Genomic DNA, 23,596 nt, shown 5'->3' with positions numbered 1-23,596 from the left:
CGTTACCCGGCCGGCCAGCCCGACGCGCCTCGCACGTCACGCTCGCCGCCTACGCCGATGAACCGAACCGGACGCGCACCGCCATCGGCAGCGGTGCGCGTCGCCACCGTCATTCAGATGCCACTGCGAGCCCGCGCTCCCTGCCGAACACGGCCGGCCGCAGCCGCCGGTAGCAGAGGAACGCCACCGCGCACAGCACGATCGCCGCGACCAGCGCCGACTGCGTGCCCGCGCGCTCGATCAGCGAGCCGCCCATGACCGAGCCGACGCCATAGCCGAGCGCGACGCAGCCCGGCGACAACGCGGCCGACTTGCCGACCAGGTCGTACTGCGGAATCGTCGCGTAGATCAGCAGCGCGCCGCCTGTCCAGCAGCCGATGAACACGATCGCGCCGAGCGTGAACGTCACGGCCGAGGCCGGCAGCGCGAGCAGCACGGCCGCGACCGCGCAGCCGCCGAGGTTCACGAGCGCCCAGCGGCGCAGGCCCGCGCCCGCGCCGAGCTTCGGCATCGCCGCGCAGATCACGAGGCTCGCGATGTTCGCGGCGCCGAGCACCAGCGACACCGACTGGCCGCTCAGGCCGGCCGCGGTGCCGATCTTCTCGAGGAAGGTCCACACGACGCCGACGCCGCCATACAGCGCGAGCTGCGCGCACAGCACGAGCATCGCGCCCTTGCGGTCGATGCGGCCGGCCACGCCGTCCGGCGCCGGTGCGGCCAGCGTCTCACCGCGGCGAAACAGCGGCGTCGCGAGCACGAACACGCCGAGCACGCACGCGACGAAGCCGAACACGCCGTGCGCGCCCCATGCGTCGCTCAGCATCGGGAAGATGGTCGCGAGCAGCACCATGCTCCACGTCACCTGCCCCATCAGCATGATCCCGAGATTGCGTTCCGGCGCGCGCGAATACGACAGGTAGCGCAGCGCGATGCCGTTCAGCCCGCCCGAGCCGACGCCCGCGATGAACTGCAACGTCGAATATGCAACGAGCCCGTGCGTCGCGAGCGTGCCGAGGTTCGCGCCGGCCGCGAGCGTCACCGCGCCCGCGAGCACCCACCGCACCGGCTGGCGGCCGAGCACGAACGCGACGAGCAGCGTACCGGTCGATTCGCCGAGCACCTCGATGAAACTCGACAGCCCGAGCGCCGCTTCGCCGAAGCCCCAATGACGCTCGACCTGCCCGACGATCGCGGGCAGGCCGAGGAAAACCGTCGGCCCGAGCATGCCGAGCAGCAGCATCACGACGACGAACAGCGCGCTTTCCTGTCGCGCTTCATCCTGCAGGTTGACTACATTCATCTGGTGTCTCTCTCCGTGTCCGCGGCGCGGACCGTGTCCTCTCGGGATCGTTTTTTGTCGTGCCGCCATGACGGGGCGCCCCGGCGCGGGGCCGCCCCGTCGTCGTCTACATCGGGAAGCCCATCGCCTTGATGCCGCTGATCCACGCGCGCTTCCAGCCGCCTTCCGCATCCGCGCCGTCGAACGCATGGAACGTGATCTTCGCGGCGACCCAGCGCATCGGCTCGGGCGGGATGTAGCTCGGGCTCTGGTTCGCGATGTCGAGCTTGCGCTCGGGGCTGTCGCGGTCGAACAGGATGTTCAGCCCCATGAACGCGCCGAACCGGCTTGCCGCGACGCCGAAGCCCGTATAGCCGGCGACGAACACGGCCTTGTCGCCGAGATAGCGCTTCGCGAACACCGAGCCGCGCGAGCAGTAGTCGATCGGGCCGCCCCACGCGTGCGAGAAGCGCACGTCGCACAGCTGCGGGAACGTGCGATAGAACGCTTCCGCGAGCCGGTAGTACGTTTCGCGCTGGCCGTCCTGGTGCGGTTCCGGGTCGCCGTCGAAGTGATAGCTCACCAGCCCGCCGAAGATGATGTTGTTGTGCTTCGTCAGCCGGAAATAGTTGAGCTGCGTGCGCGTGTCGTACACGCCCTGGCGGTTCTTCCAGCCGATCCGTGCGAGCTGTTCGTCGGTGAGCGGCTCGGTCGCGAGCACGTGGTCGCGCACCTGCATCACGCGGCGGTTGATGTCGGGAATCCCGACCTTCGCGGTGCCGCTGCCGAACACCACGCGCGGCGCGCGTACGCTGCCCTTCGGCGTCGTCACGAACACCGTGCTGCCTTCGTCGCTCACGGTCACGAGCGGCGTGTGCTCGTACAGCTTCACGCCGAGCGTCAGCGCCGCGCGCTTCAGCCCCCACGCGAGCTTCGCCGGATGCACGATGCCGCTGCGGTTGCGCGACCACAATGCCCCCGCGAACAGCGGCGAATTCAGTTGTTCGAGCGTTTCCTCGCGGTTCAGCAGCACGACGTTGTGGCCGTACTCGCGATGCAGGTCGTAGTCGCCCTTCAGGTGCGCGATGTGCTCGGGATCGACCGCCACCGTCATCTCGCCGTTCCACTCGATATCGGCGTCGATGTCGTAGCGCTTCAGCGTGTCCTCGAAGCCGTCGAGGTTGTGATGGCCGAATGCCTCGAGCTGCGCGATGTCGTTCGGGAACACGCGCACCGCGTTCGGCAGCCCGTGCATCACCGACGTCGAGATGATCCCGCCCGCGCGGCCCGATGCACCGTGCGCCACCTTGCCGGCCTCGATCAGCACCACGTTCAGGTGCGGCATCTGCTCCTTCGCCTGCACGGCCGCCCACAGCCCCGTGAAGCCGCCGCCGACGATCAGCAGGTCGGCCGTCACGTCGCCGACGAGTTCCGGCTCGGTGGCCGGCGCCGCCGGGTTGTCGAGCCAGTACGGGAACAGCTTCGTATTCGCGAGCGCCGCCTCGACGCCCAGTGCGACCGGCGCGCCACGCATTGCGTGCGCCTGCTCCGGTGCAGTCTCTCTTGTCTTGACTTCCATTTCCATGATCCCAGCCATCACACGCGAAAAGCGAAACCGCCGCCCGGCGCGCGTCACACGGACGACGCGCCCGGCGGCGGTTTCGGACATCACGACTGCTCGAGCAGCACGTAGAACTTCTTCGCGTCCTCGATCGTCTCCCAGCGGCCCGCGAAGCCGGCCGGCAGCAGGTAGCCCTGGCCCGGCGTGAATTCCTTGCGGTTGCCTTCGACGTCGGTCAGCGCGATCCGGCCCTCGACGAGCCACACGGCTTCGTCGGCCGCGGTTTCCGGAAACTCCACCGAGCCGGCTTTGCCTTCCCACCAGCCGATGATGTAGTTGCCGCTCTTGCCTTCCGCCGCGCGCCAGTCGCTCTCGTCCATGCCGAAGTCGAGCTTCGTGAATTCGCCGATGCCTGCGCCGAGCGGCAGGATGTCCTTGATCAGTTTGGTCATGTGAATCTTTCGTCTCTTGATTGAAAAAAGCAGAGACAAAGTTACTCATTTACACTGCCCCGGTATGCCCCCCTCCGGGGGGGACAAGCGGTGTTTTCCGGGGCAAACGGGTCGGCAGGACAACCGACGGTGTTTCCCCCTAATGACGTTTCCGGTTGCGAACGCTACAATCGCGCCGCCTTTCACCCGGGGAACCGCATGCTGCTCAACGTGAACCCCTTCCATCGCGACAACGACCGTTTCAACGTGTCGTTCAAGGCGCTGGGCGAGCTGATCGAGACGGTCGGCACGCCGCACTTCGTGCCGCGCCTCACGCAACTGCTCAATGAAGTGGTGCCGCTCGACGTCGCGCACGTCGAGCGTTCGCGCGTCGACGGTTCGATGCCCACCGGCTATCGATGCGAATGGATCGGCAGCAGCGGCATCGACACCGAATCCACCGAAATCTCCGACGTGATGACGCTCTACTACGAGCGCTTTCTCGACAGCGATCCGCTGTTCGCCGGGCTGCGCGGCAAGACGGGGACGATGCTGGTCGTGCGCGACATCGCGGCGATCCCGCCCGGCGAATTCCGCCAGCGGCTGTTCGACGACGTGCATATCGGCCATGAATGCGTGCTCGCGCGCGGCACGCGCTATTCGCAGCATTCGATCGCGCTGGAGCGCGGCCGCGACCGGCCGCCGTTCACGCTCGCCGAGATGAATCGCTTTCGCAGCATCAGCGACGTGCTGTTTCCGCTGCTCGAGCTGCATGCGTCGACCACGGCCGTACGGCGCGTCGCGCATCCCACACCGGAAGTCCATCCGCTCGCGCAGTTCGATGCGCGGATCGCGGCCGACAGCGTGAAGCTGTCGAAGCGCGAATACGAAACCTGCAAGCACCTGCTTTCCGGCAAGACCGTGCCGGAGACGGCCGAGATCCTCGGCGTGCGCGTTGCGTCGGCCGAGTCGTACGTGAAGCGCGCGTTCGCGAAGCTCGGCGTACGCACGAAGCGCGAACTCGCCGCGTGGGGTTCGGCCACCACCACGCTCCCTTCCGCCGGCGCGCACGACGGCACCGCATCGCCCGGCATCTCGCGCTGACCCACCCGGCCGCGCCGCGCCGCGGCGTTCGGTTGCGCCGCGTCGATGCGGCGGCGCCACTTGCATCGAAGCCCGTCGATGTAAACGTTGCGACTTCAAAATCTTCGCGCGCGTGTTCTCCTCTACCATCGGCCGATCGCTTGACCTCAAATAAAGGAGACGGCCCATGCCCCGCGAACTGAATCAACCGATGGGCGGCAACGAGATGCCGCGCTTTGGCGGCATCGCCACGATGATGCGGCTGCCGCAAGCCGCGACGACCGACGGCCTCGACGTGTGCTTCGTCGGCGTGCCGCTCGACCTTGGCACGTCGAACCGCTCGGGCTCGCGCTTCGGCCCGCGCCAGATCCGCACCGAATCCGTGCTGCTGCGCCCGTACAACATGGCCACGCGCGCGGCGCCGTTCGACTCGCTGCAGGTGGCCGACATCGGCGACGTCGCGACCAACCCGTACGACCTGAAGGATTCGGTGCGCCGCATCGAGGAGGCGTACGACGAGATCGTCGCGAACGGCTGCCGGCCGATCACGCTTGGCGGCGACCACACGATCGCGTGGCCGATCCTGCGCGCGCTGCATAAAAAGTACGGCAAGGTCGCGGTCGTGCACGTCGACGCGCACGCGGACGTGAACGACACGATGTTCGGCGAGAAGATCGCGCACGGCACGCCGTTCCGCCGCGCGGTGGAAGACGGGCTGCTGCAATGCGACAAGGTCACGCAGATCGGCCTGCGCGGCACCGGCTACCACGCGGACGATTTCGACTGGTGCCGCCAGCAGGGCTTCACCGTCGTGCAGGCCGAGGAATGCTGGAACAAGTCGCTCGCGCCGCTGATGGCGCAGGTGCGCGAACGCGTCGGCGACACGCCGGTCTACCTGAGCTTCGACATCGACGGCCTCGATCCGTCGTTCGCGCCCGGCACCGGCACGCCGGAAATCGGCGGCCTCACCGTGCAGCAGGGCCTCGAAATCGTGCGCGGGATGAAGGGCCTGAACATCGTCGGCGCGGACCTCGTCGAAGTCGCGCCGCCGTACGATCCGACCGGCACCACCGCGCTCACCGGCGCGAACCTCGCGTTCGAGATGCTCTGCGTGATGCCGGGCGTCGTCTACCGCTAACCCGACCGACAGGATGACCTTCATGTCCACCGCCGAGCTTTCCCGTCCCACCGGCACGTTCGCGCTGCCCGCGGCGCACATCGCCGGCCAGCCCGCGCACACGCCTGCCGACGCGCCCGGCGCGCCGATCTTCGACGCGTCGACCGGTGCCGCGATCGGCTGGCAGGCATTCGCGACGACTGCACACGTCGACGCCGCGGTACGCGCCGCGCGCGATGCATTCGCCGGCTGGCGCGATACGCCGCCGGCCGAGCGCGGCCGGATTCTCGCGACGATCGCCGAACGCGTCGAAGCGTCCCGCGATCGCCTGGCCGCGCTGCAGATGCAGGTGAGCGGCAAGCCGCCGTTCGAAGCCGACGCCGATGTCGGCGATGTCGCCGCGACGTTCGCGTACTACGCGACGCTGTGCGAGGACCCGGCGCTGTTCGCGGCCGAACCGGTCGCACTGCCGAGCGACGCCGTCACCGCCGAGCGCTTCTACGACTCCGTCGGCGTCGCGGCGCTCGTCATGCCGTGGAACTTCCCGATGGTCACGACCGCATGGAAGCTCGCGCCCGCGCTCGCCGCCGGTTGCGCGGTCGTGCTGAAGCCGTCCGAACTCACTTCGCCGACCGAACACGCGCTGCTCGACATCGTCGCCGAAGCCGGTGTGCCGGCCGGCGTGGTCAACGTCGTGAACGGCGGCGCCGACGTCGGCGCGGCGCTGACCGCGCATCCGCTGATCGACAAGATCTCGTTTACCGGCAGCACCGCGGCCGGCCGCAAGGTCATGCAGGCCGCCGCCGTCGACATGAAGCGCGTGACGCTCGAACTTGGCGGCAAGTCGTCGCTGATCGTGCGCGACGACGCCGACCTCGACGTCGCTGTGTCGCTCGCGGTCGCGGGCGCCTTCACGAACGCGGGCCAGATGTGCTCGGCCACCGCGCGCATCCTCGTGCACGACAGCGTGTACCGCAGCTTCATGGCCGCGTTCGAGACGGCCGTGCGCGCGCTCGTCGTCGCGCCGCCGGCCGCCGAGCAGGTCGCGATGGGGCCGCTGATCTCGGCCGCGCAACGCACGCGCGTCGAAGCGATGCTCCAGCACGGCATCGACGCGGGCGCACGCGTCGCCTTCAGCGGCCGCGTGGCGGATGCCGGCGGCGACGGCTTCTTCATGGCGCCCGTCGTGATCGCCGAGCCGGCCGCCGACAACCCGCTGTGGACCGACGAAGTGTTCGGCCCCGTCGCGTGCGTGAAATCGTTCCGCACCGACGACGAAGCGATCGCGCTCGCGAACGACACGCGCTACGGGCTCGTCGCGACCGTCGTGACGCGCGATGCGGCCATCGCGAAGCAATTCCAGCAGCGCGTGCGCGCGGGGCTCGTGTGGATCAACGCGCCGCAGCTCATCTACCCGCACGTGTGCTGGGGCGGGTTCGGCCTCAGCGGAATCGGCCGCGAACTCGGTGTCGCGGGGCTGCGCAGCTACCAGGAGCTGCGCCACGCGATGCGCGCGATCGACTGACCAGTGGGGCCTTCCAGGCCGTTGGCGGCACCGTGGCGCGTGGCACGGTGCCGTTTTTTTACCGATTTCCGACAAGAGGCCCAGGCAACCCGGCAACCGGCGTTCACCGGCCATGCGGCTGCACGGTGCGTGAGCAACGATCAATGCGAATGCACCGCAGCATGATCGTGCTCGCGCAGCTGGCCCGGAATCGCACACACCGCGAGCCCGCCCTCCTCGATCCACGCGCGCGTGCGTTCCGCGGCCTTGTCGATCAATTGTGCGCACTGCGAATAGTCATAGGACGACACCTCGAGCGGACAGATCGGCGGCACGACATGAATGTGCGCGCGGGCTCCGTATAGCTCCAGATCGCGCACCAGTTGCCGCGCGATCACGAGCGTCAGCGCGTGCGTCGCATGCGCGATCGGGCTGCGCGGCGGGACGCGCAACGCACAGGCGAACCCGGCCGGCAACACGACGATCCGCCTGGCGCCGAGCGCGATCGCCACCGAGATCGGCGTATTGTTCGCGACGCCGCCGTCGACGAGTTCCATGCCGTCGATGCTGACCGACGGAAACACGCCGGGAATCGCCGCGCTGGCCTGCACCGCATCCACGACCGGGCCGGCCGACAGCACGACTTCGCGGCCGCTCAGCACGTCGGTCGCGACGATATGGAGCGGCAACGCGGCCTGCTCGATCCGGCGATACGGCAGGTTCTTTTCCAGCAACAGGCGCAGCGCGTCGGCCTCGACCAGATGCGGGCGGTTGCGCAGCAGCATCGCGATGAGGCTGCGCATCGAGAACGGCATCACGTCCTGGCGGCGGATCCTGCACCACAGCGCTTCAAGCGTCGCGATGCCGTCCGCGTCCGGCCGGCCGGCGAAATAGGCGGCGTTGATCGCGCCCGCCGACGCGCCGATCACGCAATCGGGCCGTTCGCCGCTCGCGACCAGCTCGCGGAGCATGCCGACCTCGATCGCACCCAGACTGCCGCCGCCGGCGAACACGAAGGCGGTCGAGGGAATGGAATCGGACGTCACGGTGCGCCCTCCTGCGGTTGGCTGCGATAGCGCTTTCGCCATGATGGATCGTGCGGCGCCTCGGTTGTCCTGATGAAAACCCTGCCGTTCAACCGGCGATGCCCGCCACGTTCCCGGGCATCCCGCGCCATCCTGTTTCGGAGAGGGCTGCATCACTCCCGCCCCGTTTCCCGCTCACATCCGTCCAGTCGTTCACGCGATGGCCACGCATTTTTTTGACTTCGATCAATAAAGTTGCGCACATCGGCACGCGCAAACGTGTGCGGCCCCTGCGCCACGCGTGATCCGTGCAATTACGGGTTCAGTTGTCCAGACGATCGCCGTTATTGCATCAACACCCGCCGATCGACGTCGCCTTGCAGCGAATCGGCGCCATCGCGGGCATGGAGCGGGACAGCCGGGCGCCCCGCTCGCTGTTGAACAACGGATGCAGCAGCACAAGTCGCGGACGAGGTAATCATGTTTGTAGCCATCGGATGGATCGTCGTGATCGGGTCGGTGATCGGCAGTTTTGTCGGTGTGGGCGGCCATGTGCCGGCCCTTCTCCAACCGTTCGAGCTGCTATGCATTTTCGGCGCCGCGCTCGGTGCGTTCGTCGTCAGCAATCCGGTCACGACGCTGAAGAAGACGCTCAAGAGTCTGCCGACCTGCTTCAAGGGCGGCGGCTACACGAAGCAGCAATACGTCGAACTGATCGCGCTGCTGTACGAGCTGCTGCAGAAGGCGCGTCGGGACGGCATGCTGGCGCTCGAGGCCGACGTCGATGCGCCCGAGCAAAGCCCGCTGTTCCAGAAGTATTCGCACGTGCTCGAAGACCATCACCTGCTCGACTTCATCGTCGACTATCTGCGGATGATGTCGGGCGGCAACGTGAACGTGCTGGAGATGCAGGACCTGATGGACGAGGAACTGCATACGCATCATGCGGAGGCGTCGGTCGCGGCCAATGCGATCCAGAAGATGGCGGATGGCCTGCCGGCGTTCGGCATCGTCGCCGCGGTGATGGGGGTCGTGCACACGATGGGCTCGGTCGGCGCGCCGCCCGCCGTGCTCGGCAAGATGATCGCCGGCGCGCTCGTCGGCACCTTCCTCGGCATCCTGCTCGCGTATGGCTTCGTCGGTCCGCTCGCGGATCTGCTCAACGCCAAGGGCCGCGCCGCGGCCAAGCCGTTCCAGTGCGTGAAGGCCGTGCTGCTCGCGTCGATGAGCGGCTACGCGCCGCCGGTGGCGGTGGAATTCGGCCGCAAGGTGCTGTTCACCGCCGATCGCCCGAGCTTCAAGGAGCTCGACGAGGCCGTGCGCGCGACGAAGTCGCCCAAGGCCGCGTAACGGAGGCGCCATGGCCGACAATCGCTCCAACCCGTCGAAACCGTCCGTCGCGGCATCGCTCGTCGTCGTGCGCCGCAAGAAAGGCGAGCACCACGACGCCCATCACGGCGGCGCCTGGAAAATCGCCTACGCCGATTTCGTCACGGCGATGATGGCGTTCTTCCTGCTGATGTGGCTGCTCGGCTCGGTTTCCAAGTACGACAAGCAGGGCATCGAGGACTACTTCAACACACCGCTGTCGACGCTGCTGTCGGGCGGACAGGACGCGCAGGCGCCGCGCCCGAGCGTGGTGCAAGGGGGTGGCCGCGACATGTCCGACCCGACGCCGGCGATCGACGCGAAAGCGCAGCCGGTGCCGGCCAGCTCGCCCGCGGCACTCGCCAGCATCGTCGATACGCAAAAGCTCGAACGCCTGAAGGCGAAGCTGACCGCGGCGATTGCACAAAGCCCGTCGTTGCGCGCGTACCGGGACCAGATCCGCATCGCGATCACCAACGAGGGCTTGCGCATCGAGATCGTCGATTCGCTGAAGCGCCCGATGTTCGCGTCGGGTAGCGCGCAACCCGAAAACTATGCCACCGCGATCCTCACCCAGATCGGGTCCGCGCTCGACGATGTCGACAACCGCGTGTCGATCGCGGGGCATACCGATTCGACGCCGTATCCCGACGGTTCCACGGGCTATTCGAACTGGGAGCTGTCTAGCGATCGCGCGAACGCCGCGCGGCGTGCGCTGGTCGCGGGCGGGTTGCGGGAAGACAAGCTGCTCCAGGTGCGCGGGCTCGCGGATGCCCTGCCGCTCGACAAGAATGTGGCGGACGAACCGATCAATCGCCGCATCAGCATCCTCGTGATGAACAATGCCGCCGAGCAGGCGTTCTTTCACGACGGTGGCCGGGCGACCGTGGACCAGACGGCGGGTGTGAGGGCTGTCGTGCTGCCGGCGGCGGTGGCACGGCAGCATTAGGCACGTTCGCGGCTTTGGGCCGGATGGGGGTCCCGCCACTCGCCGATCCTCCTGCCCGGCGGCAGGTCCCTCCTCGTCACGGCCGCGTCCGGAACGGCCGTGAGTCGCTTCGACTGACCTGTCGGCCGCTCCGGCCGTTGACGGCACCGTGTCTCCTCCACGGTGCCGTCATTTTTGCTCGCTCGATATATTCTTTAGAATACATCGATACCTGCACTTCCGGAGACTCGCCATGCCCCGCACGCCGACGGATCGCGCCCCGCAGCGCGCCGCACGGGAACAGCCGCTCATGCGCAAGATCCGCGCACTCAGGCCGCTGTCGAGCGACGCGCGCGCGCAGCAGGTCACGGATGTCGTCGACGCGTTCCGGCGCCTGCGCGGCAGCGTCGTGCGTTTCATCCGGATGTTCTCGGCGGCGCACGCTGAAGGCTGGCCGGACGATGCGCTGTCCGCGATAGGCTTTCGTGAACTGCTGTCGACGCTCGAAGGCGCCGCCCGCGCCGCCCGCTTCACGCGCCTGCCCGAACTTGAACGGGTGATCGGCCACGCACGCCGCCTCGAACGCACGCGCGACGACGTGTTTTCCGACTCGTTCAGCAACGACCCGGTCGCGATGCGTGACGCGGTCGCCGCGCTGGAGCACGTCGACGTGCTGTTCGTCGGGCTGTGCGTCGAGTACGTGATGGCACGTCACGCGCCGGCATCGCTCCCCGTTTCGCCCGAAGCACCGGCCCCAGCCCCTGCCGCACTGCCGTTCACCGACCATTCGACCGTGCTCTGCTGACCGTGCCGCGCGGCCTTGCTCCGTGATTTCCCCGGAATTTCCAGCGTTATATTCCGTGGTATATTTCGCGAATCTTTCGCGCATCCGTCTCCGGCCCGACCAGGCCGGACAGAGGTCAACATGCACGCTCCGCCTTTTCGCCTTGCCCGCACGGCGGATCTTTCGACGCCCGGCGGTACCCTGCCCGCGGCAACCGGCACGCGGATCGACGCATGCTGCGCGCCGTCGCGCGCGCAACCGACCGAGCTGAAGCGCCGCACGCGCCTGTCCGAACTCGATGCGAACCTGCACTGCTCGATCATCGGCACCTGCCTGACCACGCACGAACTGCGCAGGCTCGTGCCGAAGTTCACCGACCTCGACCGCCAGCGCGCGACCGACCTCGAGATCCATCACGCGGCCGTCGAACTCGCCATCGACGGCACGGCCGGCGCGAAGGCGTTGCACAAGGCGCTCGACGAGCGCTACGCCGGCGCGATCCGCGCGTTCGACAGCGCGAAGGATGCGGACGAACTCCTCGCGCGCTGGAAGGAAGCGCTGACGAGCGGCGACATTCCGCCCGCGTACTGGGCGCTGATGACGCATCCACGCACGACGATGGGCGTGCGCCAGGCCGCGTTCGGCGACCTGCACATGCTGTCGCACCTGGTCGGCGCGGCCAATCGTGCGGATATCCGGCGGCTGGTCGCGCTGGAGGAAGAGAATGCGGCGCTGCACGCGAAGATCGAACGGCAGCAGGTGCGCCTGCACGAAATGAGCGCGCAGCGCGACGCGGCGCTGCAGGAGCGCGATGCCCTCGCCGCGCGCCAGAACGCGCAGCCGCTGGCGGTGGAAAGCGTCTTGCGTGACGAAGTCCACGAACTGCGCGAAGCACTGGCCGCGCGCGACGAACGGCTCGCGCTGCACACGAGCCGCCGCGAGGCGGCAGAGCAGCGGATCGCCGCGGAACAGGCGAGCGCCCGCGCGATGCGCGCGCGGCTCGACGAACTGATGGCGATGGTGAAGACACTGCGCGCCGAAGCGAGCGCGATCGAACAGGCGGTGCAGGCGTCGGCGGACGATCCGGCCGAACGCGCGGCCGATCCGCTGTCGATCCTTCAGCGTACGCGCCTGGTGTATGTCGGCGGGCGTCCCGGCTCGAACCGCGCGATCAAGCGGATCGTCGAAACGGCTGGCGGTGAGGTAACACTGCACGACGGCGGCATCGAGGATCGCAAGGGCCTGCTCGCGGCGGCGCTACCGGGTGCGCGGATGGTCGTGTTCCCGGTCGACTGTGTCGACCACGATTCGATGAACCTGCTCAAGCGCATCTGCGAACGCCACCACATCGCGTACTACCCGCTGCGGACCGCGAGCGTCGCCAGTTTCGTCGAGCTGATCGGGCGGCTCGATGCGCAGTCGCGCGACGGGATGGCGCAGGATGCCGCCACGGGCGACGCGTCGCGCTTTTGCCTGCGGCACGGCTAAGGTCAGGTTCGTTTCGCGGCAGGCGTTGCGCGCTGCCCCTCAGGGCGTCAGTGAAAGCCCGTCGTCAGCCTGCAGAGGCTCTGCGGGAACACACACGTGCAGCACGCCCTTCAGCGCCGGACCATTTTCGTGAGCGCGGCGATGTCGTCGGCACAAGCCGCGTAAGCGCGCGCCTCGATCCCGCGATAGAGGCGGATGATCTCCTCGCCGACCGGCGTAAGCACACTGCCACCGCCGCTCTGCCCGCCATGTTCGGACACCGTCGCCGGCGATTTCAGCGAGCGGTTCAGTTCGTCCATCAGCAACCACGCACGCCGGTACGACATCTTCAGGCTGCGCGCCGCCGCCGAAATCGAACCATGCTCGCGCACGGCTTCGAGCAGCGCGACCTTGCCCGGCCCGAGCGCGATCGTGTCGGCTTGCTGGATACGCATCCTGAACCGCACCTCAGGCTTGGGGTGTGCCGGTGTCTTCATGTTGTCCTGCCCTTTGAACGATGCGGGCAAGCATACACGATGGCTGGTGCGGTGCGCGCCGGTTCAGACCTCGAGCACGCGCGCGACGATGCCGGCCAGCCGGTTCGCGTGGCGCGACGCGGGAAGGAGGTCGGCGCCCGAGCACAGCAGCGGTGCGCCGCTGGGCAAGCCTGCGTTGTATCGGCGAATCTATTACGCCGCTAAAATGCGCGCCGACAGAATGTGCGCCGCATGGGCGCCATAACGGCCGCCGATCGTGCCCTCGGCGCGTGGCGCTACGCCAGCACGATGCGCTTGATGACCTTCTTGAGGCCCTTGAAGCTGTCGACCGATTCCGCCTTCGCATCCGTCACCAGCGTGCCGATCCGCGCCGGCTCGCAGAAACTGATCCGGCTGTTCGTGCCGAGCTTGCTGAAATCGGCCAGGATCGCGACGTCCGCCGCGTTGCTGACCATCGCGCGCGCCACTTCGGTTTCCATCCGGTCGTAGTTGGTCGCACCGCGCACGGCATCGACGCCCACCGGCGACAGCAGCGCGAGATCGGCGCGGTAGCGGAAGATCTCGGCGACCGTGCCGTCGCCGACGGTCGCGGCCGCGCGGCTGCCGATCATTCCGCCGAGCAGGATCGTTTCGTTGTTCGCCTGCGCCGGGTCGCTCGACCGCATCTTCAGCGCGACGTCGATCGAGTTCGTGATGATCGTGAGGCCCGACAGCTTCGCCAGTTCCTCGGCCAGCAGCGTCGTGGTCGTGCCCGCATCGATGAACAGCGTCTGCGAGCCCGTGACCAGCCTGGCCGCCGCGCGGGCGATCGCCAGCTTCGCCTTCACGTGCGTCTGCGCGCGCTCGGCGATCGGCGCTTCGTCGCCCACCTGCACCGCGCCGCCGTGTACGCGCTTCAGTTCACCGAGCGCCTCGAGATCGACGAGATCGCGCCGCACGGTTTCCCGCGACACGTTCAGGTCGGCCATGATCCGGTCGGTCGACACGCGCTGCATCTTCGATAGCAGAAGCCGGATCCTCTGGTATCGCTCTTCTTGCCACATGGAATGTCCTCGGAATGAACGCCAATGTTATTCGAACGGCGGACTACGCAGCGCTCTCCTCCATCTTTTTGATGCCGACGAGGGTCTGCAGGGATTGACGGACCGCCTGGAACTCGCGGCTCGTCATCTTTGAAAACACCACGTGGATGCGGTCGTCGTCCGGCTCGGCGTCGTCCTGCTCGATGATGAACTGGACGATGCGCGCCTGGTCGATGCCGGGCATCGCCTGCAGCGACGTCAGCTTCACCGTGCCGCGGCGCGCGAGGATCCGCACGCCCCAGCGCTGCCGCGCGGCGAAGAAGCGCTTCTCGATCGGCTTCAGGCCCGCCAGGATCGCGAGCACGATCGCCGTCGCGGCGATCGCGGCCACGTACATGCCGCCGCCCACCGCGAGCCCGACCGCCGCCACGACCCACAGGCTCGCCGCGGTCGTCAGGCCGCGGATGATCTCGCCGCGCAGCATGATCGACCCGGCGCCGAGGAAGCCGATACCCGACACCACCTGCGCGGCGACGCGCGACGGGTCCAGCGACACGTTCTTCGCGTCCTGGATATCCGCGAAACCGAACGCCGACACGACCATCACGAGCGCGGCGCCCACCGCCACCAGCATGTGCGTGCGCAATCCGGCCGCCCACGATAAGCGCTCGCGCTCGATGCCGACGATGCTGCCGAGCAATGCCGCCAGCAACAGGCGGGACACGATTTCCAGCTGACTGATCATGCGAGGTCTCCTTGCTTTGCCTGGTCTACCTGATGAAGCACGGCCCGCCTGGGCCGGCGCCCGATTCTTCCTGCCCTCGCCTGCCCGTGGCCCACCTCGGCAACCGGCAAGTTGTATTTTTGTGCGATCTTGCGATTTTGTGCGTTCTAATATACGGTACGCAAAACTACAAAGCCAGACCCAAGTTCGTTTGTTTCATCCGATCAGCACGATCAATCGTCAGACCATTCAGGCAACACGATCCGGAACACTTGCTTAGGAGACCCACATGATGAAGAAGGCATGGATGCTGGCCGCCACACTGCTGACGGCGCTGGCGACGGCCCCCGCTCACGCGTCGGAAGGCGACGTCTGCAGGAAGGTGACGCTCGGCGATGTCGGCTGGAGCGACATCGCCGCCACCACCGGTGTCGCGATGATGCTGCTCGACGGGCTCGGCTATGAGGCGACCAAGACGATCGCGTCGCCGCCGATCGTGCTGGCCGGTGTGAAGAAAGCGCAGATCGACGCGTTCCTCGGCTACTGGGATCCGAGCATGACGCCGACGGTGAAGCCGTTCGTCGACGCCGGCGCCGTCCACCAGCTGCCGCAGCCGAACCTGGTCGGCGCGCGCTACACGCTGGCCGTGCCGCAATACGCGTCGGACAAGGGCCTCAAGAGTTTTGCCGACATTGCCAAATTCCGCGACCAGCTCGACGGCAAGATCTACGGGATCGGCGCCGGCAACAACGGCAACGCGCTGGTCCAGCGGATGATCGACAAGAACGAGTTCGGGCTCGGCGGCTTCAGGCTGGTCGAATCGAGCGAGGCCGGGATGCTCGTGCAGGTCACGCGCGCGGTGCAGGAGCACCGGATGATCGTGTTCCTCGCGTGGGAGCCGCATCCGATGAACATCAACTTCAAGATCGCCTATCTCGACGGCGGCGACAGCGTGTTCGGCCCGAACTACGGCTCCGCGAAGGTCTATACGCTCGTCACGCCCGGCTATCTCGAACGCTGCCCGAACGTCGGCCGGCTGCTGACCAACCTGAAGTTCACGACCGACGAAGAGAACCAGCTGATGGTGCCGATCATGAATCACGCCGATCCGGTCGCCGTGGCGAAGGAATGGGTGAAGAAGAACCCCGGCGTGCTGTCGAAGTGGCTCGACGGCGTCACGACCATCGACGGCAGGAACGCGAAGGACGCGATCGAGAAGCGCATCGGCACATGAACACGCAACACAAGGAACCCTCCATGCACAAGAATCTCGCGCTGTTCGACCTCGACCACACGCTGCTGCCGCTCGACAGCGACCAGGCCTGGAGCCGCTTCATCACGCGGGTCGGCTGGCGGGAAGACGACGCACACGTGGCGCTGATCGACGAGCACTACGCTCACTATGCGGCGGGCACGCTCGACATGGACGCGTATCTCGCCGTGACGCTCGCGCCGCTCACCCGCTATCCGCGCAAGGTGCTCGAACGCTGGCATGCGCGGTTCATGGACGAAGTGATCCGTCCGGCGATCACGCCGCAGGCGCGCGAGCTGGTCGACCGCCATCGCGAGAACGGCGATCTCTGCTGCATCGTGACGGCGACCAACGTGTTCGTCACGCGGCCGATCGCGGCGGAATTCGGCATAGAGCACCTGCTCGGCATCGAGCTCGATACCGACGACGGCACGCCGGACGGCGCGTTCACCGGGCGCAGCACGGGCGTGGCGAGCTTCCGCGAAGGCAAGATCGTGCGCACCGCCGCGTGGCTGGCCTCACTTGGCTACGCGCTGTCCGATTTCGAACGTACCTACTTCTACAGCGATTCGATCAACGACGTGCCGCTGCTGGACTACGTCACGCATCCGGTCGCCACCAATCCCGACTCGAAGCTGTTGCAAGTGGCAGGCACGCGCGGGTGGCCTGTCATGAAGTTGTTCTGATTCGGGCGATATCCTCTGCTGTCCATTTTTCATGTCTGGAGGGGTAATGAAATACGGAGCACGCAGCAACAGTCTCGATCATTCAGGAATCCGACTCGAATCGGATCGAAAGCCTGCCGTCAACTCGCGTCAGCCGGAAAGCCGCTTTCCGCACTGGCGCGGCGTTTTCATGATCGCACTCCTGTGCACGCTGGCCGCCTGCGGTGACGGCGACTCGGGCACGCCAGCCAGCATGGCGGCCGCGCGCGCGGCCGCACCGGGCTCGGCGTCCACGCCCGTCCTGCACTGCGCGAGCGCGTGCCACTGACCGACGCCGGCCCCTGGGCCAGCCATCCAAGACAGAGAGCGATCATGCAAAACAAACCCACAACACGACGTCAATTCATCGCCGATGCGCTGAAGCTCGCCGGCGCCACCGCGCTCACGGGCATGCTGCCCGAAAGCATCGCCCGCGCGCAGGCCATTCCGGCGGCCACCGTGACCGGCACGATCCAGGACGTGAAGCACGTCGTGATCCTGATGCAGGAAAACCGCTCGTTCGACCATTACCTCGGCACGCTGGGCGGTGCGCGAGGCTTCGGCGACCCGCGGCCGGTCGTGATTTCGAGCGGCTATCCGGTGTGGCGCCAGCCCTGGATGCTGTCCTACGTGTTCCCGTTCAACCCGTCCCCGCCCTCCGGCACGGCGAACGGCGACACCTACTACGGCGACCTCGACCACAGCTGGAGCGGCACGCACAGTGCCTGGAACAACGGCCGCTACGACAACTGGGCAGGCGCAAAGACCAGCGGCACGATGTACTACTTCACGCAGAACGACATTCCGTTCTACTACGCGCTGGCGAGCGCGTTCACGGTGTGCGACGCGTACCACTGCTCGATGCTCGGCCCGACGGACCCGAACCGTTTGTATTTGTGGACCGGATGCTGCGGCAACGTCACCGGCTATTCGCCGTACACGACCAACACGATGACGGGCACCGGCTGGACCACGATGCCGGAGCGCCTGAACACGGCCGGCGTCACGTGGAAGTTCTACCAGGACAAGGGCAACGGCCTGGATGCCGGCCATGGCTACGGCGAATACAACGGCTCGAAAAGCGATCTCTGGTGGAACGGCAATTACGGCGACAACGTCATCCTGAACTTCAAGCAGTACCAGAACCTCGGCGCCGGCGATCCGCTCGCGCCGGCGCTCAACGGCACGCAGATCGACCCGTCAGGCGGCGGCAAGGAGTACGACACGAACCTCTTCAGCCAGCTGCGGGCCGACGTCGCCAACGGCACGCTGCCGCAGGTGTCCTGGATCGCCGCGCCCTACGCGTACTGCGAACATCCGTCGTGGGCCGCGAGCGGCGGCGAATGGTACGTGAGCAACGTCCTCAATGCGCTGACGTCGAATCCGGCGGTGTGGGCCAGCACGGTGCTGCTCGTCATGTACGACGAGAACGACGGACTGTTCGATCACATGCCGCCGGCCGTCCCGGCCAGTGCCGCTGCCGGCACCGGGCAGTCGACGGTCTCGACGGCCGCCGAATTCGTCGCGAGCAGCGGCGCCGCATCGGACGGCTCGGCCAGCGGCGACGTGCCGATCGGGCTCGGCCCGCGCGTGCCGATGTTCGTGATCTCGCCGTGGTCGAAGGGCGGCAAGGTCAACTCGCAGGTGTTCGATCACACCTCGGTGATCCGCTTTCTGGAAGCGCGCTTCGGGCTGCAGGAAACCAACATCACGCCGTGGCGACGCACGGTGTGCGGCGACCTGACGTCCGCCTTCGATTTCTCGAACGCCGACCAGGCGGTGCCCGCGATCCAGCCGCCCGCCAGCAACATGAACCCGAACGGCCCGGCCGTCCCGATCCCCTACCCGACCACCACCGCGGTGCCGGCGCAGGCCACCGGCCGCAGCATCGCCTGCCGCCTGCCCTACGAGTTCTTCGTGCAAGGCAAGGTCAACCGCGCCGGCCGCGCGCTCGCGCTGACGATGACCAACACCGGCACCGCGGGCGTGCACCTGCAGGCGTGGGTCGACGGCACGAGCACGATCCCGCGTCATTACACGATCGCGGCCGGCGCGAGCCCGTGCACGAACCTCTCGGATTCGCTCGCGCTGACTAGCGGCGGCGGCTACGACTATTCGGTCTACGGGCCGAACGGCTTCCTGCAGACGTTCCGCGGCAGCATCGGTTCGTCCGGCAACACGGGATCGACCGCCGAAGTCAGCCTGTGCTACGACGTGGCGAACGGCAACGTGCAGATCACGCTCGACAACTCGGCGGGGACCAGCGCGACGACGTTCCAGCTCACCGACAACGCCTACGGGATAAATCCGCGGCAGTCGTTCACCGTCGCCGCCGGCGCGACGCAAGCGGTCACGTGGTACGGCGACGGCGGCTGGTATGACGCCAGCATCCGCGACGCGAACGATCCGAACTTCCTGCGCCGAGTGGCCGGCTGCGTGCAGATGCAATCCGGCACGCTGCTCACGGATTCGGCGATCGGCAATACCGGCAAGAAGTTCGTCGCGGCGCTCGCGTCGCAGGGCTCGACGTACGGCACGCTGCGGTTCGACTACGTCGCGCCGCCGTGGAGCCACAGCCCGAAGAACTGGGTGGGCATCTTTGCGCATGGCGCGCAGCCGACCAAGGGCAGCTACAAATCGTGGGCGTACCTGCCGAAGAGCTGCGGCTCGCTGCTGTTCTCGTCCACGGCGAACAGTTCGCTGGCGTCGGGGCAGTACGATGCGTGGTTCCTGTTCGACGACGGCTACACGCCGCTCGCGGGCCCCGTCACGATCAACATCTGACGGGATGACCAGCCGGTGCCGGCCGCCCGCGTGGGGCCGGCACGCATTCGGGCGCGACGTACCCCGTCGCGCCCGAATGCCTTTCCAGCCACGCGGCACGCGCTAGACGAGCAGATCCTCGTGGAACGCACCGAACGGCCGCGTCGGGTGTCAGAACTTGTGACGCAGGCCGATCCGCGTGACGAACTGCGTGTTCGCGCCCGCGTTGCCGATGAACGATCCCGACGAGCCGATCTCGGCCTGCACCGGCACCACGCGGCCGTTGATCGTGTTGCTGCCCGACGCCTTCTGGTAGGCCGCGCTCACGTACACGTCCGTGCGCTTCGACAGCGCATAGTCGACCGCGGCGTTGACCTGGTGCCACTTGCCGTCGAAGCGGCCGTCGAGCTTCGAGAACGTATAGCCGAGGCCGCCGTCATCAATCGTTCGGGTTCCTGTCGTCTTTCATCCACATGCGATCGATGGTCATCCGGATCGGAGACACGGCACGCGACGGCCGTCAACGCAGCGATGCGAGTACAGGGCCACCGCCGAAATCCAGCATAATCAGGCGATTGAGCGAGCGCCTCGGCCGGCGCGCGAACCCCGCACACGTTTGCGTCGCCGTCCGGTTCATCGCCTGATCGCATTCCGCCGCCACGGAAGCCGCCCGTCTGTGCCGGTCTCGCACGCGGCGGATTGTGCGGGCACGAAAAATCGAAGCAAGAACACACTCGACATGGCGCACATCATGTGCGCCGGCCATCGCATCACGGACACCACCACGCATCCCGCAGAAGACAGGACACCGACACATGGACCGAGCCGAGCACATCAGCATCGAACAGACGAGCGGGCTGCCCGCCGACGAGCTGGACCGATGCGACTTCTCGTTCGACATCGCCTGGGAATTGAACGCGCCGTATCAGGACCTGCTCGACCTCCGCGCGCTGCCTGCACGCCGCAAGAACTACGGATTCGATCCGGCCGGCTGGGCGGACGAGGCGTCCGGCAAGACGGCGCTCTTTCGCGCGACGGCCGGCGACCGGCTCGCCGGGTTCGTCGCCATCGGCCAGAGCTGGAACGGGATGGCGGAGATCGCGGAGCTGGCCGTCGACCGCCAGTACCGGCGGCAAGGCATCGGGCAGTTGCTGCTGGCGACCGCCGAGTCGTGGGCGCGCGGCCACGGGTTCGGCTTCATGCGGCTGGAAACGCAGTCGAACAACGTCGCCGCGTGCAGCACGTATGCGCGCTCGGGCTTCGTGCTGGGCGGACACGATCGCCTGCTGTATGCGGACGACGAGAACGACGGGGAAGTGGCGCTGTTCTGGTACAAGGACCTGCGCGACGGGCAGACCGCCCGCATCCGCACGGTCGACCCGGAATCGGTGCGGCCGGTGCGCTGACGCACGGCCGCCCGTGCGTCACGTCCGCGTCGCGACGATGAACAGGCGCGGGAACGGCAGCAGCACGGTTCCGTCGGCGAGCACCGGATAGCCGCCCGGGCCGGCGACCGCATCGCGATACTGCGCGAGAAACGCCGCGCGCTCGCCGTCGTCGAGCGCGGCGAGAAACGGCCGCAGCGCGCTGCCCTTGAACCATTCGACCACTGCATCGGCACCGCCGCGCAGCGGGTGGTAGTAAGTCGTGCGCCACACGTCCACGCGCGAGCACAGCGGCGACAGCAGCGCGTGGTAGTGGCGCGCATCGAACCGCTCGGTGCGCGCCGCGCCCTTCAGCTTGTCCGCCCACGGCCCGGCCGCGGCGACCTCGCGCATCAGCCGGTGCGCGGGTTCGTCGAGGTTGTCGGGCATCTGCACCGCAAGATGGCCGCCCGGCGCGAGCCGGCCGACGAGTGCCGGAAACAGCGTGTCGTGCGCGGGCACCCATTGCAGCACCGCATTCGCGAGAATCAGGTCGTAACCGCCCGGATCGTCCCAGGTGGCGATATCCACGACATCGAAACGCAGGTCCGGCAGGCGCGTGCGCGCGGCGTCGATCATGTCCGCCGATGCATCGATCCCGTGGACCGTTGCGTCGGGCGCACGTGCGATCAGCGCCTCGGTCGAATTGCCGGGCCCGCAGCCGATGTCGATCGCGGTATGGATCGGCGTGTTCGGCACGGCGGCCAGCAGATCGCGGATCGGCCGCGTGCGTTCGTCCTCGAATTGCACGTACTGGGCCGCGTATCGATCGAGTGGGGTCGTCATGTGGTTTCTCCTGGTCGGCGTGGGCGGCCTTGGCTTCCATGCGGATGGGATGCCGGTGGCCGTCGATGCACCGCATTCTGCGATCGTCACCGAGTTCAGTAAAATGAATTTAATATCGTGATTGATTCAAATCCCTGATGAAAATCGATACGCTCGGTGTCCAGGCCTTCGTCGCCATCGCGGACGGCGGCAGCTTCCGGCAGGCGGCCGACACGCTGCACGTCACGCAGACAGCCATCACGCAGCGGCTGCGCAAGCTCGAAACCTTCCTCGGCGTCGCGCTCGTCGAGCGCACCACGCGCCGCACCACGCTCACCGAAATCGGCCGGCGCTTCCTGCCGCAAGCGCGCCGGCTGCTGAACGAACTGTCCGATGCACTCACCGAAATTCGCGAAACCGGCCTGAGCCAGCGCGGCGACGTCACGATCGCGTGCGTGCCGACGGTCGGCGTGCAATACCTGCCGCGCATCCTGCGCGCCTTCTCCGCGCACCGGCCGCACGATCGCGTGAAGATCCTCGATCATGCGTCGGCGTCGGTGCTGCAGGCCGTGCTGCATCGCGAGGCCGAGTTCGGCATCGGCATCGCGGGCGATCAGCATCCCGAACTGGTCAACGTGCCGCTGACGAGCGATCCGTACGTGCTGGTGTGCCGCGACGATCATCCGCTCGCGAAGCGGCGGCGCATTCGCTGGGCCGCGCTGCAGCCGCATCCGCTGATCTTCGCCGGTGAAGTGAGCGGCAATCGCGGGCTGCTCGACGGCGCGCTGAAGACGAGCGGCGTGTCGCTGCATTCGTTCTACGAAGTGCAGCGCAGCTCGACGGCGCTCGGGCTCGTCGCGGAAGGGCTCGGCGCCGCCGTGGTGCCGAAGCTCGCGATCCAGAAGAACGCGTATCCGATGATCCGCACGATCGAACTCGTCGAGCCGGCGGTGTCGCGCACGCTCGTGCTCGTCACGCGCAAGAGTGCGCAATTGTCGCCGGCCGCCCGTGCGTTGTACGACATGATCGTCGAACAGGCGACACCCTGACACGGCGTGAAGCTGGCGGGCGCGGCAGGGATTCAGCGACGACGCCCGCGCCCGGTTGCCGGCATTCGCGCCGCGCCGGCGTGCTTGCCGCGCGGCGCGAGCCGCCCGCGCTGGTTCAAAGCACCTTCACCATGAACACGCGCGACGTCCCTTCCGGCTCGCACAGCACTTCGCCGAACGCTTCGTAGCCCTGCTTCCGGTAGAAATCCGGTACCTGGAACGAGATCGTGTAGAGCACCGCACGCGCGCAGCCGCGTCGTTTCGCTTCCGCCTCGGCCTCGCGCAGCAGCCGGCTGCCGAACCCGCCGCCGCGCAGCGATTCGGGCAGGTAGAACAGATCGATGAAGAAGAGGCCGAGCGACGTGCGCCCCGTGAGGCCGCCGATGATCTCGCCGGTCGCGGGATCGCTCACATACACGTCGAGCGTGGCCGCGTCGGCGCGCCCCGTCATCGCGTGATTGAATTCGCCGAGCTTGCGGCTGATGAAGTCGTGTGCGGCCGGCTGTTCGGTATCGGTGAGCCGGATGGAAACGTCGGGTTGCGTTGTCATGGGGCGGGTTCGGTCGAAGAGAGATACCGCCGGGCATCCAACACCCCGCGCGGGAATCGTACGACTATAGCGCGGCGGCGGGCATGCCGTGCCGGCTCACCCACCGCCTTCGTCACGCGTCGTCACGCGTCACGTGACCGGCCGCGCTCATGCCCGTGCCCCACCCCTGCCCTCACGCCACCGCGAACGCCGCCTTCATGTCGGCGATGCGGCGCCGCTCGCGCGCGATCATCATCCGGTTCACGACGATCACGCCGATCGTCACCGCCGTGATGAACAGCGTCGCCAGCGCGTTCATC

Annotated in this window: 23 protein-coding genes and 2 pseudogenes; 14 read left to right on the top strand and 11 right to left on the bottom strand. The window is 67.4% G+C overall.

The genetic code is table 11. The features are described from left to right. Positions 1 to 109: 109 nt before the first annotated feature. From G3N96_RS00875 to G3N96_RS00865, 3 genes are all read right to left on the bottom strand, one after another. Positions 110 to 1,300: an MFS transporter gene (locus G3N96_RS00875; protein WP_206135893.1), complete on the bottom strand. Its 1,191-nt coding sequence runs from the start codon at positions 1,298 to 1,300 to the stop codon at positions 110 to 112. Positions 1,301 to 1,406: 106 nt separating this feature from the next. Next, complete coding sequence (locus G3N96_RS00870; RefSeq protein WP_206135892.1) at positions 1,407 to 2,864, bottom strand: FAD-dependent oxidoreductase; 1,458 nt, start codon at positions 2,862 to 2,864, stop codon at positions 1,407 to 1,409. An 83-nt stretch (positions 2,865 to 2,947) separates the two neighbouring features. Then, a complete protein-coding gene (locus G3N96_RS00865) occupies positions 2,948 to 3,292 on the bottom strand; it encodes a cupin domain-containing protein (protein ID WP_039353971.1) in 345 nt (114 codons plus the stop codon). A 198-nt stretch (positions 3,293 to 3,490) separates the two neighbouring features. Between G3N96_RS00865 and G3N96_RS00860 the strand changes: the two genes are divergently transcribed. The 3 genes from G3N96_RS00860 (at position 3,491) to G3N96_RS00850 (ending at position 6,996) form a co-directional block, all read left to right on the top strand. After that, entirely contained in the window at positions 3,491 to 4,375 is an 885-nt protein-coding gene (locus G3N96_RS00860) for a helix-turn-helix transcriptional regulator (RefSeq protein WP_206135891.1), read from the top strand. A gap of 166 nt (positions 4,376 to 4,541) precedes the next feature. Beyond that, a complete protein-coding gene (speB, locus tag G3N96_RS00855; RefSeq protein WP_206135890.1) occupies positions 4,542 to 5,492 on the top strand; it encodes an agmatinase in 951 nt (316 codons plus the stop codon). A 22-nt stretch (positions 5,493 to 5,514) separates the two neighbouring features. Next, the gene (locus G3N96_RS00850; RefSeq protein ID WP_206135889.1) at positions 5,515 to 6,996 is read left to right on the top strand and encodes an aldehyde dehydrogenase family protein; all 1,482 of its coding nucleotides are present in this window, start codon (positions 5,515 to 5,517) and stop codon (positions 6,994 to 6,996) included. A gap of 140 nt (positions 6,997 to 7,136) precedes the next feature. On the opposite strand, the gene G3N96_RS00845 is transcribed toward G3N96_RS00850, so the two are convergent. Continuing rightward, positions 7,137 to 8,021 carry a patatin-like phospholipase family protein gene (locus G3N96_RS00845; RefSeq protein ID WP_206135888.1) on the bottom strand — a complete coding sequence of 295 codons (885 nt, stop codon included), beginning with the start codon at positions 8,019 to 8,021 and terminating at the stop codon, positions 7,137 to 7,139. A gap of 459 nt (positions 8,022 to 8,480) precedes the next feature. On the opposite strand from G3N96_RS00845, the gene motA reads away from it, so the two are divergent. The 4 genes from motA to G3N96_RS00825 all read left to right on the top strand — a co-directional run bounded on the left by motA (position 8,481) and on the right by G3N96_RS00825 (position 12,568). Then, complete coding sequence (gene motA, locus G3N96_RS00840; protein WP_124581447.1) at positions 8,481 to 9,350, top strand: flagellar motor stator protein MotA; 870 nt, start codon at positions 8,481 to 8,483, stop codon at positions 9,348 to 9,350. A gap of 10 nt (positions 9,351 to 9,360) precedes the next feature. After that, positions 9,361 to 10,317: a flagellar motor protein MotB gene (gene motB, locus G3N96_RS00835; RefSeq protein WP_206135887.1), complete on the top strand. Its 957-nt coding sequence runs from the start codon at positions 9,361 to 9,363 to the stop codon at positions 10,315 to 10,317. A gap of 232 nt (positions 10,318 to 10,549) precedes the next feature. Next, on the top strand, positions 10,550 to 11,101 hold the full coding sequence (locus tag G3N96_RS00830; RefSeq protein WP_206135886.1) for a hypothetical protein: 552 nt from the start codon (positions 10,550 to 10,552) through the stop codon (positions 11,099 to 11,101). 120 nt (positions 11,102 to 11,221) lie between these two features. After that, positions 11,222 to 12,568, top strand: a complete 1,347-nt coding sequence (locus tag G3N96_RS00825; RefSeq protein ID WP_206135885.1) for a DUF2325 domain-containing protein — start codon at positions 11,222 to 11,224, stop codon at positions 12,566 to 12,568. Positions 12,569 to 12,678: 110 nt separating this feature from the next. On the opposite strand, the gene G3N96_RS00820 is transcribed toward G3N96_RS00825, so the two are convergent. The 3 genes from G3N96_RS00820 to G3N96_RS00805 all read right to left on the bottom strand — a co-directional run bounded on the left by G3N96_RS00820 (position 12,679) and on the right by G3N96_RS00805 (position 14,811). Further along, the gene (locus G3N96_RS00820; RefSeq protein ID WP_034188511.1) at positions 12,679 to 13,002 is read right to left on the bottom strand and encodes a LysR family transcriptional regulator; all 324 of its coding nucleotides are present in this window, start codon (positions 13,000 to 13,002) and stop codon (positions 12,679 to 12,681) included. 317 nt (positions 13,003 to 13,319) lie between these two features. Continuing rightward, positions 13,320 to 14,087, bottom strand: a complete 768-nt coding sequence (locus G3N96_RS00810) for a DeoR/GlpR family DNA-binding transcription regulator (protein ID WP_206135884.1) — start codon at positions 14,085 to 14,087, stop codon at positions 13,320 to 13,322. 43 nt (positions 14,088 to 14,130) lie between these two features. Continuing rightward, positions 14,131 to 14,811 carry an MgtC/SapB family protein gene (locus G3N96_RS00805; RefSeq protein ID WP_206135883.1) on the bottom strand — a complete coding sequence of 227 codons (681 nt, stop codon included), beginning with the start codon at positions 14,809 to 14,811 and terminating at the stop codon, positions 14,131 to 14,133. 271 nt (positions 14,812 to 15,082) lie between these two features. On the opposite strand from G3N96_RS00805, the gene G3N96_RS00800 reads away from it, so the two are divergent. From G3N96_RS00800 to G3N96_RS00785, 4 genes are all read left to right on the top strand, one after another. Further along, on the top strand, positions 15,083 to 16,024 hold the full coding sequence (locus tag G3N96_RS00800) for a choline ABC transporter substrate-binding protein (RefSeq protein WP_241022406.1): 942 nt from the start codon (positions 15,083 to 15,085) through the stop codon (positions 16,022 to 16,024). Between the two features lie 23 nt (positions 16,025 to 16,047). Further along, positions 16,048 to 16,728, top strand: a complete 681-nt coding sequence (locus tag G3N96_RS00795) for an HAD family hydrolase (RefSeq protein WP_206135881.1) — start codon at positions 16,048 to 16,050, stop codon at positions 16,726 to 16,728. 169 nt (positions 16,729 to 16,897) lie between these two features. Beyond that, a complete protein-coding gene (locus tag G3N96_RS39025; RefSeq protein WP_241022396.1) occupies positions 16,898 to 17,035 on the top strand; it encodes a hypothetical protein in 138 nt (45 codons plus the stop codon). Positions 17,036 to 17,079: 44 nt separating this feature from the next. Further along, positions 17,080 to 19,530 (top strand): phospholipase C, phosphocholine-specific, encoded by a 2,451-nt coding sequence (locus G3N96_RS00785; protein WP_206135880.1) that lies wholly within the window; start codon positions 17,080 to 17,082, stop codon positions 19,528 to 19,530. A 150-nt stretch (positions 19,531 to 19,680) separates the two neighbouring features. Here the strand turns inward: G3N96_RS00785 and G3N96_RS00780 are convergent. Beyond that, positions 19,681 to 19,953 (bottom strand): annotated as a pseudogene (locus G3N96_RS00780) (porin); the annotation flags it as partial. A gap of 371 nt (positions 19,954 to 20,324) precedes the next feature. Here G3N96_RS00780 and G3N96_RS00775 point away from each other — a divergent pair. Next, positions 20,325 to 20,915 carry a GNAT family N-acetyltransferase gene (locus G3N96_RS00775; RefSeq protein WP_206135879.1) on the top strand — a complete coding sequence of 197 codons (591 nt, stop codon included), beginning with the start codon at positions 20,325 to 20,327 and terminating at the stop codon, positions 20,913 to 20,915. 18 nt (positions 20,916 to 20,933) lie between these two features. Here the strand turns inward: G3N96_RS00775 and tam are convergent, their stop codons facing one another. Then, positions 20,934 to 21,719: a trans-aconitate 2-methyltransferase gene (gene tam / locus G3N96_RS00770; protein WP_206135878.1), complete on the bottom strand. Its 786-nt coding sequence runs from the start codon at positions 21,717 to 21,719 to the stop codon at positions 20,934 to 20,936. On the opposite strand from tam, the gene G3N96_RS39640 reads away from it, so the two are divergent. After that, a complete protein-coding gene (locus tag G3N96_RS39640; RefSeq protein WP_277399418.1) occupies positions 21,718 to 21,840 on the top strand; it encodes a hypothetical protein in 123 nt (40 codons plus the stop codon). The two genes, tam and G3N96_RS39640, sit on opposite strands and share 2 nt — an antisense overlap. Before the next feature lie 16 nt (positions 21,841 to 21,856). Beyond that, complete coding sequence (locus tag G3N96_RS00765; RefSeq protein WP_089457484.1) at positions 21,857 to 22,747, top strand: LysR family transcriptional regulator; 891 nt, start codon at positions 21,857 to 21,859, stop codon at positions 22,745 to 22,747. Between the two features lie 115 nt (positions 22,748 to 22,862). Here G3N96_RS00765 and G3N96_RS00760 read toward each other — a convergent pair whose 3' ends face one another. Continuing rightward, positions 22,863 to 23,297: a GNAT family N-acetyltransferase gene (locus tag G3N96_RS00760; protein ID WP_206135877.1), complete on the bottom strand. Its 435-nt coding sequence runs from the start codon at positions 23,295 to 23,297 to the stop codon at positions 22,863 to 22,865. Positions 23,298 to 23,469: 172 nt separating this feature from the next. Beyond that, a pseudogene (locus tag G3N96_RS00755) lies at positions 23,470 to 23,596 on the bottom strand (putrescine ABC transporter permease PotI); the annotation flags it as partial.

Origin of the sequence: Burkholderia sp. Se-20373, from assembly GCF_017104705.1 — a bacterium.
Lineage (GTDB): Bacteria > Pseudomonadota > Gammaproteobacteria > Burkholderiales > Burkholderiaceae > Burkholderia.
The sequence above is the reverse complement of the archived record's forward strand: the minus strand, read 5'-3'. Positions and strand labels throughout refer to the sequence as shown.

Excerpts from the sequence above, each read along its gene's own strand:
- G3N96_RS00875 (WP_206135893.1), bottom strand. The coding sequence starts at position 1,300 with ATGAATGTAGTCAACCTGCAGGATGAAGCGCGACAGGAAAGCGCGCTG.
- G3N96_RS00870 (WP_206135892.1), bottom strand. The coding sequence starts at position 2,864 with ATGGAAATGGAAGTCAAGACAAGAGAGACTGCACCGGAGCAGGCGCAC.
- G3N96_RS00865 (WP_039353971.1), bottom strand. The coding sequence starts at position 3,292 with ATGACCAAACTGATCAAGGACATCCTGCCGCTCGGCGCAGGCATCGGC.
- G3N96_RS00860 (WP_206135891.1), top strand. The coding sequence starts at position 3,491 with ATGCTGCTCAACGTGAACCCCTTCCATCGCGACAACGACCGTTTCAAC.
- speB (WP_206135890.1), top strand. The coding sequence starts at position 4,542 with ATGCCCCGCGAACTGAATCAACCGATGGGCGGCAACGAGATGCCGCGC.
- G3N96_RS00850 (WP_206135889.1), top strand. The coding sequence starts at position 5,515 with ATGTCCACCGCCGAGCTTTCCCGTCCCACCGGCACGTTCGCGCTGCCC.
- motA (WP_124581447.1), top strand. The coding sequence starts at position 8,481 with ATGTTTGTAGCCATCGGATGGATCGTCGTGATCGGGTCGGTGATCGGC.
- motB (WP_206135887.1), top strand. The coding sequence starts at position 9,361 with ATGGCCGACAATCGCTCCAACCCGTCGAAACCGTCCGTCGCGGCATCG.
- G3N96_RS00830 (WP_206135886.1), top strand. The coding sequence starts at position 10,550 with ATGCCCCGCACGCCGACGGATCGCGCCCCGCAGCGCGCCGCACGGGAA.
- G3N96_RS00825 (WP_206135885.1), top strand. The coding sequence starts at position 11,222 with ATGCACGCTCCGCCTTTTCGCCTTGCCCGCACGGCGGATCTTTCGACG.
- G3N96_RS00820 (WP_034188511.1), bottom strand. The coding sequence starts at position 13,002 with ATGCGTATCCAGCAAGCCGACACGATCGCGCTCGGGCCGGGCAAGGTC.
- G3N96_RS00810 (WP_206135884.1), bottom strand. The coding sequence starts at position 14,087 with ATGTGGCAAGAAGAGCGATACCAGAGGATCCGGCTTCTGCTATCGAAG.
- G3N96_RS00805 (WP_206135883.1), bottom strand. The coding sequence starts at position 14,811 with ATGATCAGTCAGCTGGAAATCGTGTCCCGCCTGTTGCTGGCGGCATTG.
- G3N96_RS00800 (WP_241022406.1), top strand. The coding sequence starts at position 15,083 with ATGAAGAAGGCATGGATGCTGGCCGCCACACTGCTGACGGCGCTGGCG.
- G3N96_RS00795 (WP_206135881.1), top strand. The coding sequence starts at position 16,048 with ATGCACAAGAATCTCGCGCTGTTCGACCTCGACCACACGCTGCTGCCG.
- G3N96_RS39025 (WP_241022396.1), top strand. The coding sequence starts at position 16,898 with ATGATCGCACTCCTGTGCACGCTGGCCGCCTGCGGTGACGGCGACTCG.
- G3N96_RS00785 (WP_206135880.1), top strand. The coding sequence starts at position 17,080 with ATGCAAAACAAACCCACAACACGACGTCAATTCATCGCCGATGCGCTG.
- G3N96_RS00775 (WP_206135879.1), top strand. The coding sequence starts at position 20,325 with ATGGACCGAGCCGAGCACATCAGCATCGAACAGACGAGCGGGCTGCCC.
- G3N96_RS39640 (WP_277399418.1), top strand. The coding sequence starts at position 21,718 with ATGTGGTTTCTCCTGGTCGGCGTGGGCGGCCTTGGCTTCCATGCGGAT.
- tam (WP_206135878.1), bottom strand. The coding sequence starts at position 21,719 with ATGACGACCCCACTCGATCGATACGCGGCCCAGTACGTGCAATTCGAG.
- G3N96_RS00765 (WP_089457484.1), top strand. The coding sequence starts at position 21,857 with ATGAAAATCGATACGCTCGGTGTCCAGGCCTTCGTCGCCATCGCGGAC.
- G3N96_RS00760 (WP_206135877.1), bottom strand. The coding sequence starts at position 23,297 with ATGACAACGCAACCCGACGTTTCCATCCGGCTCACCGATACCGAACAG.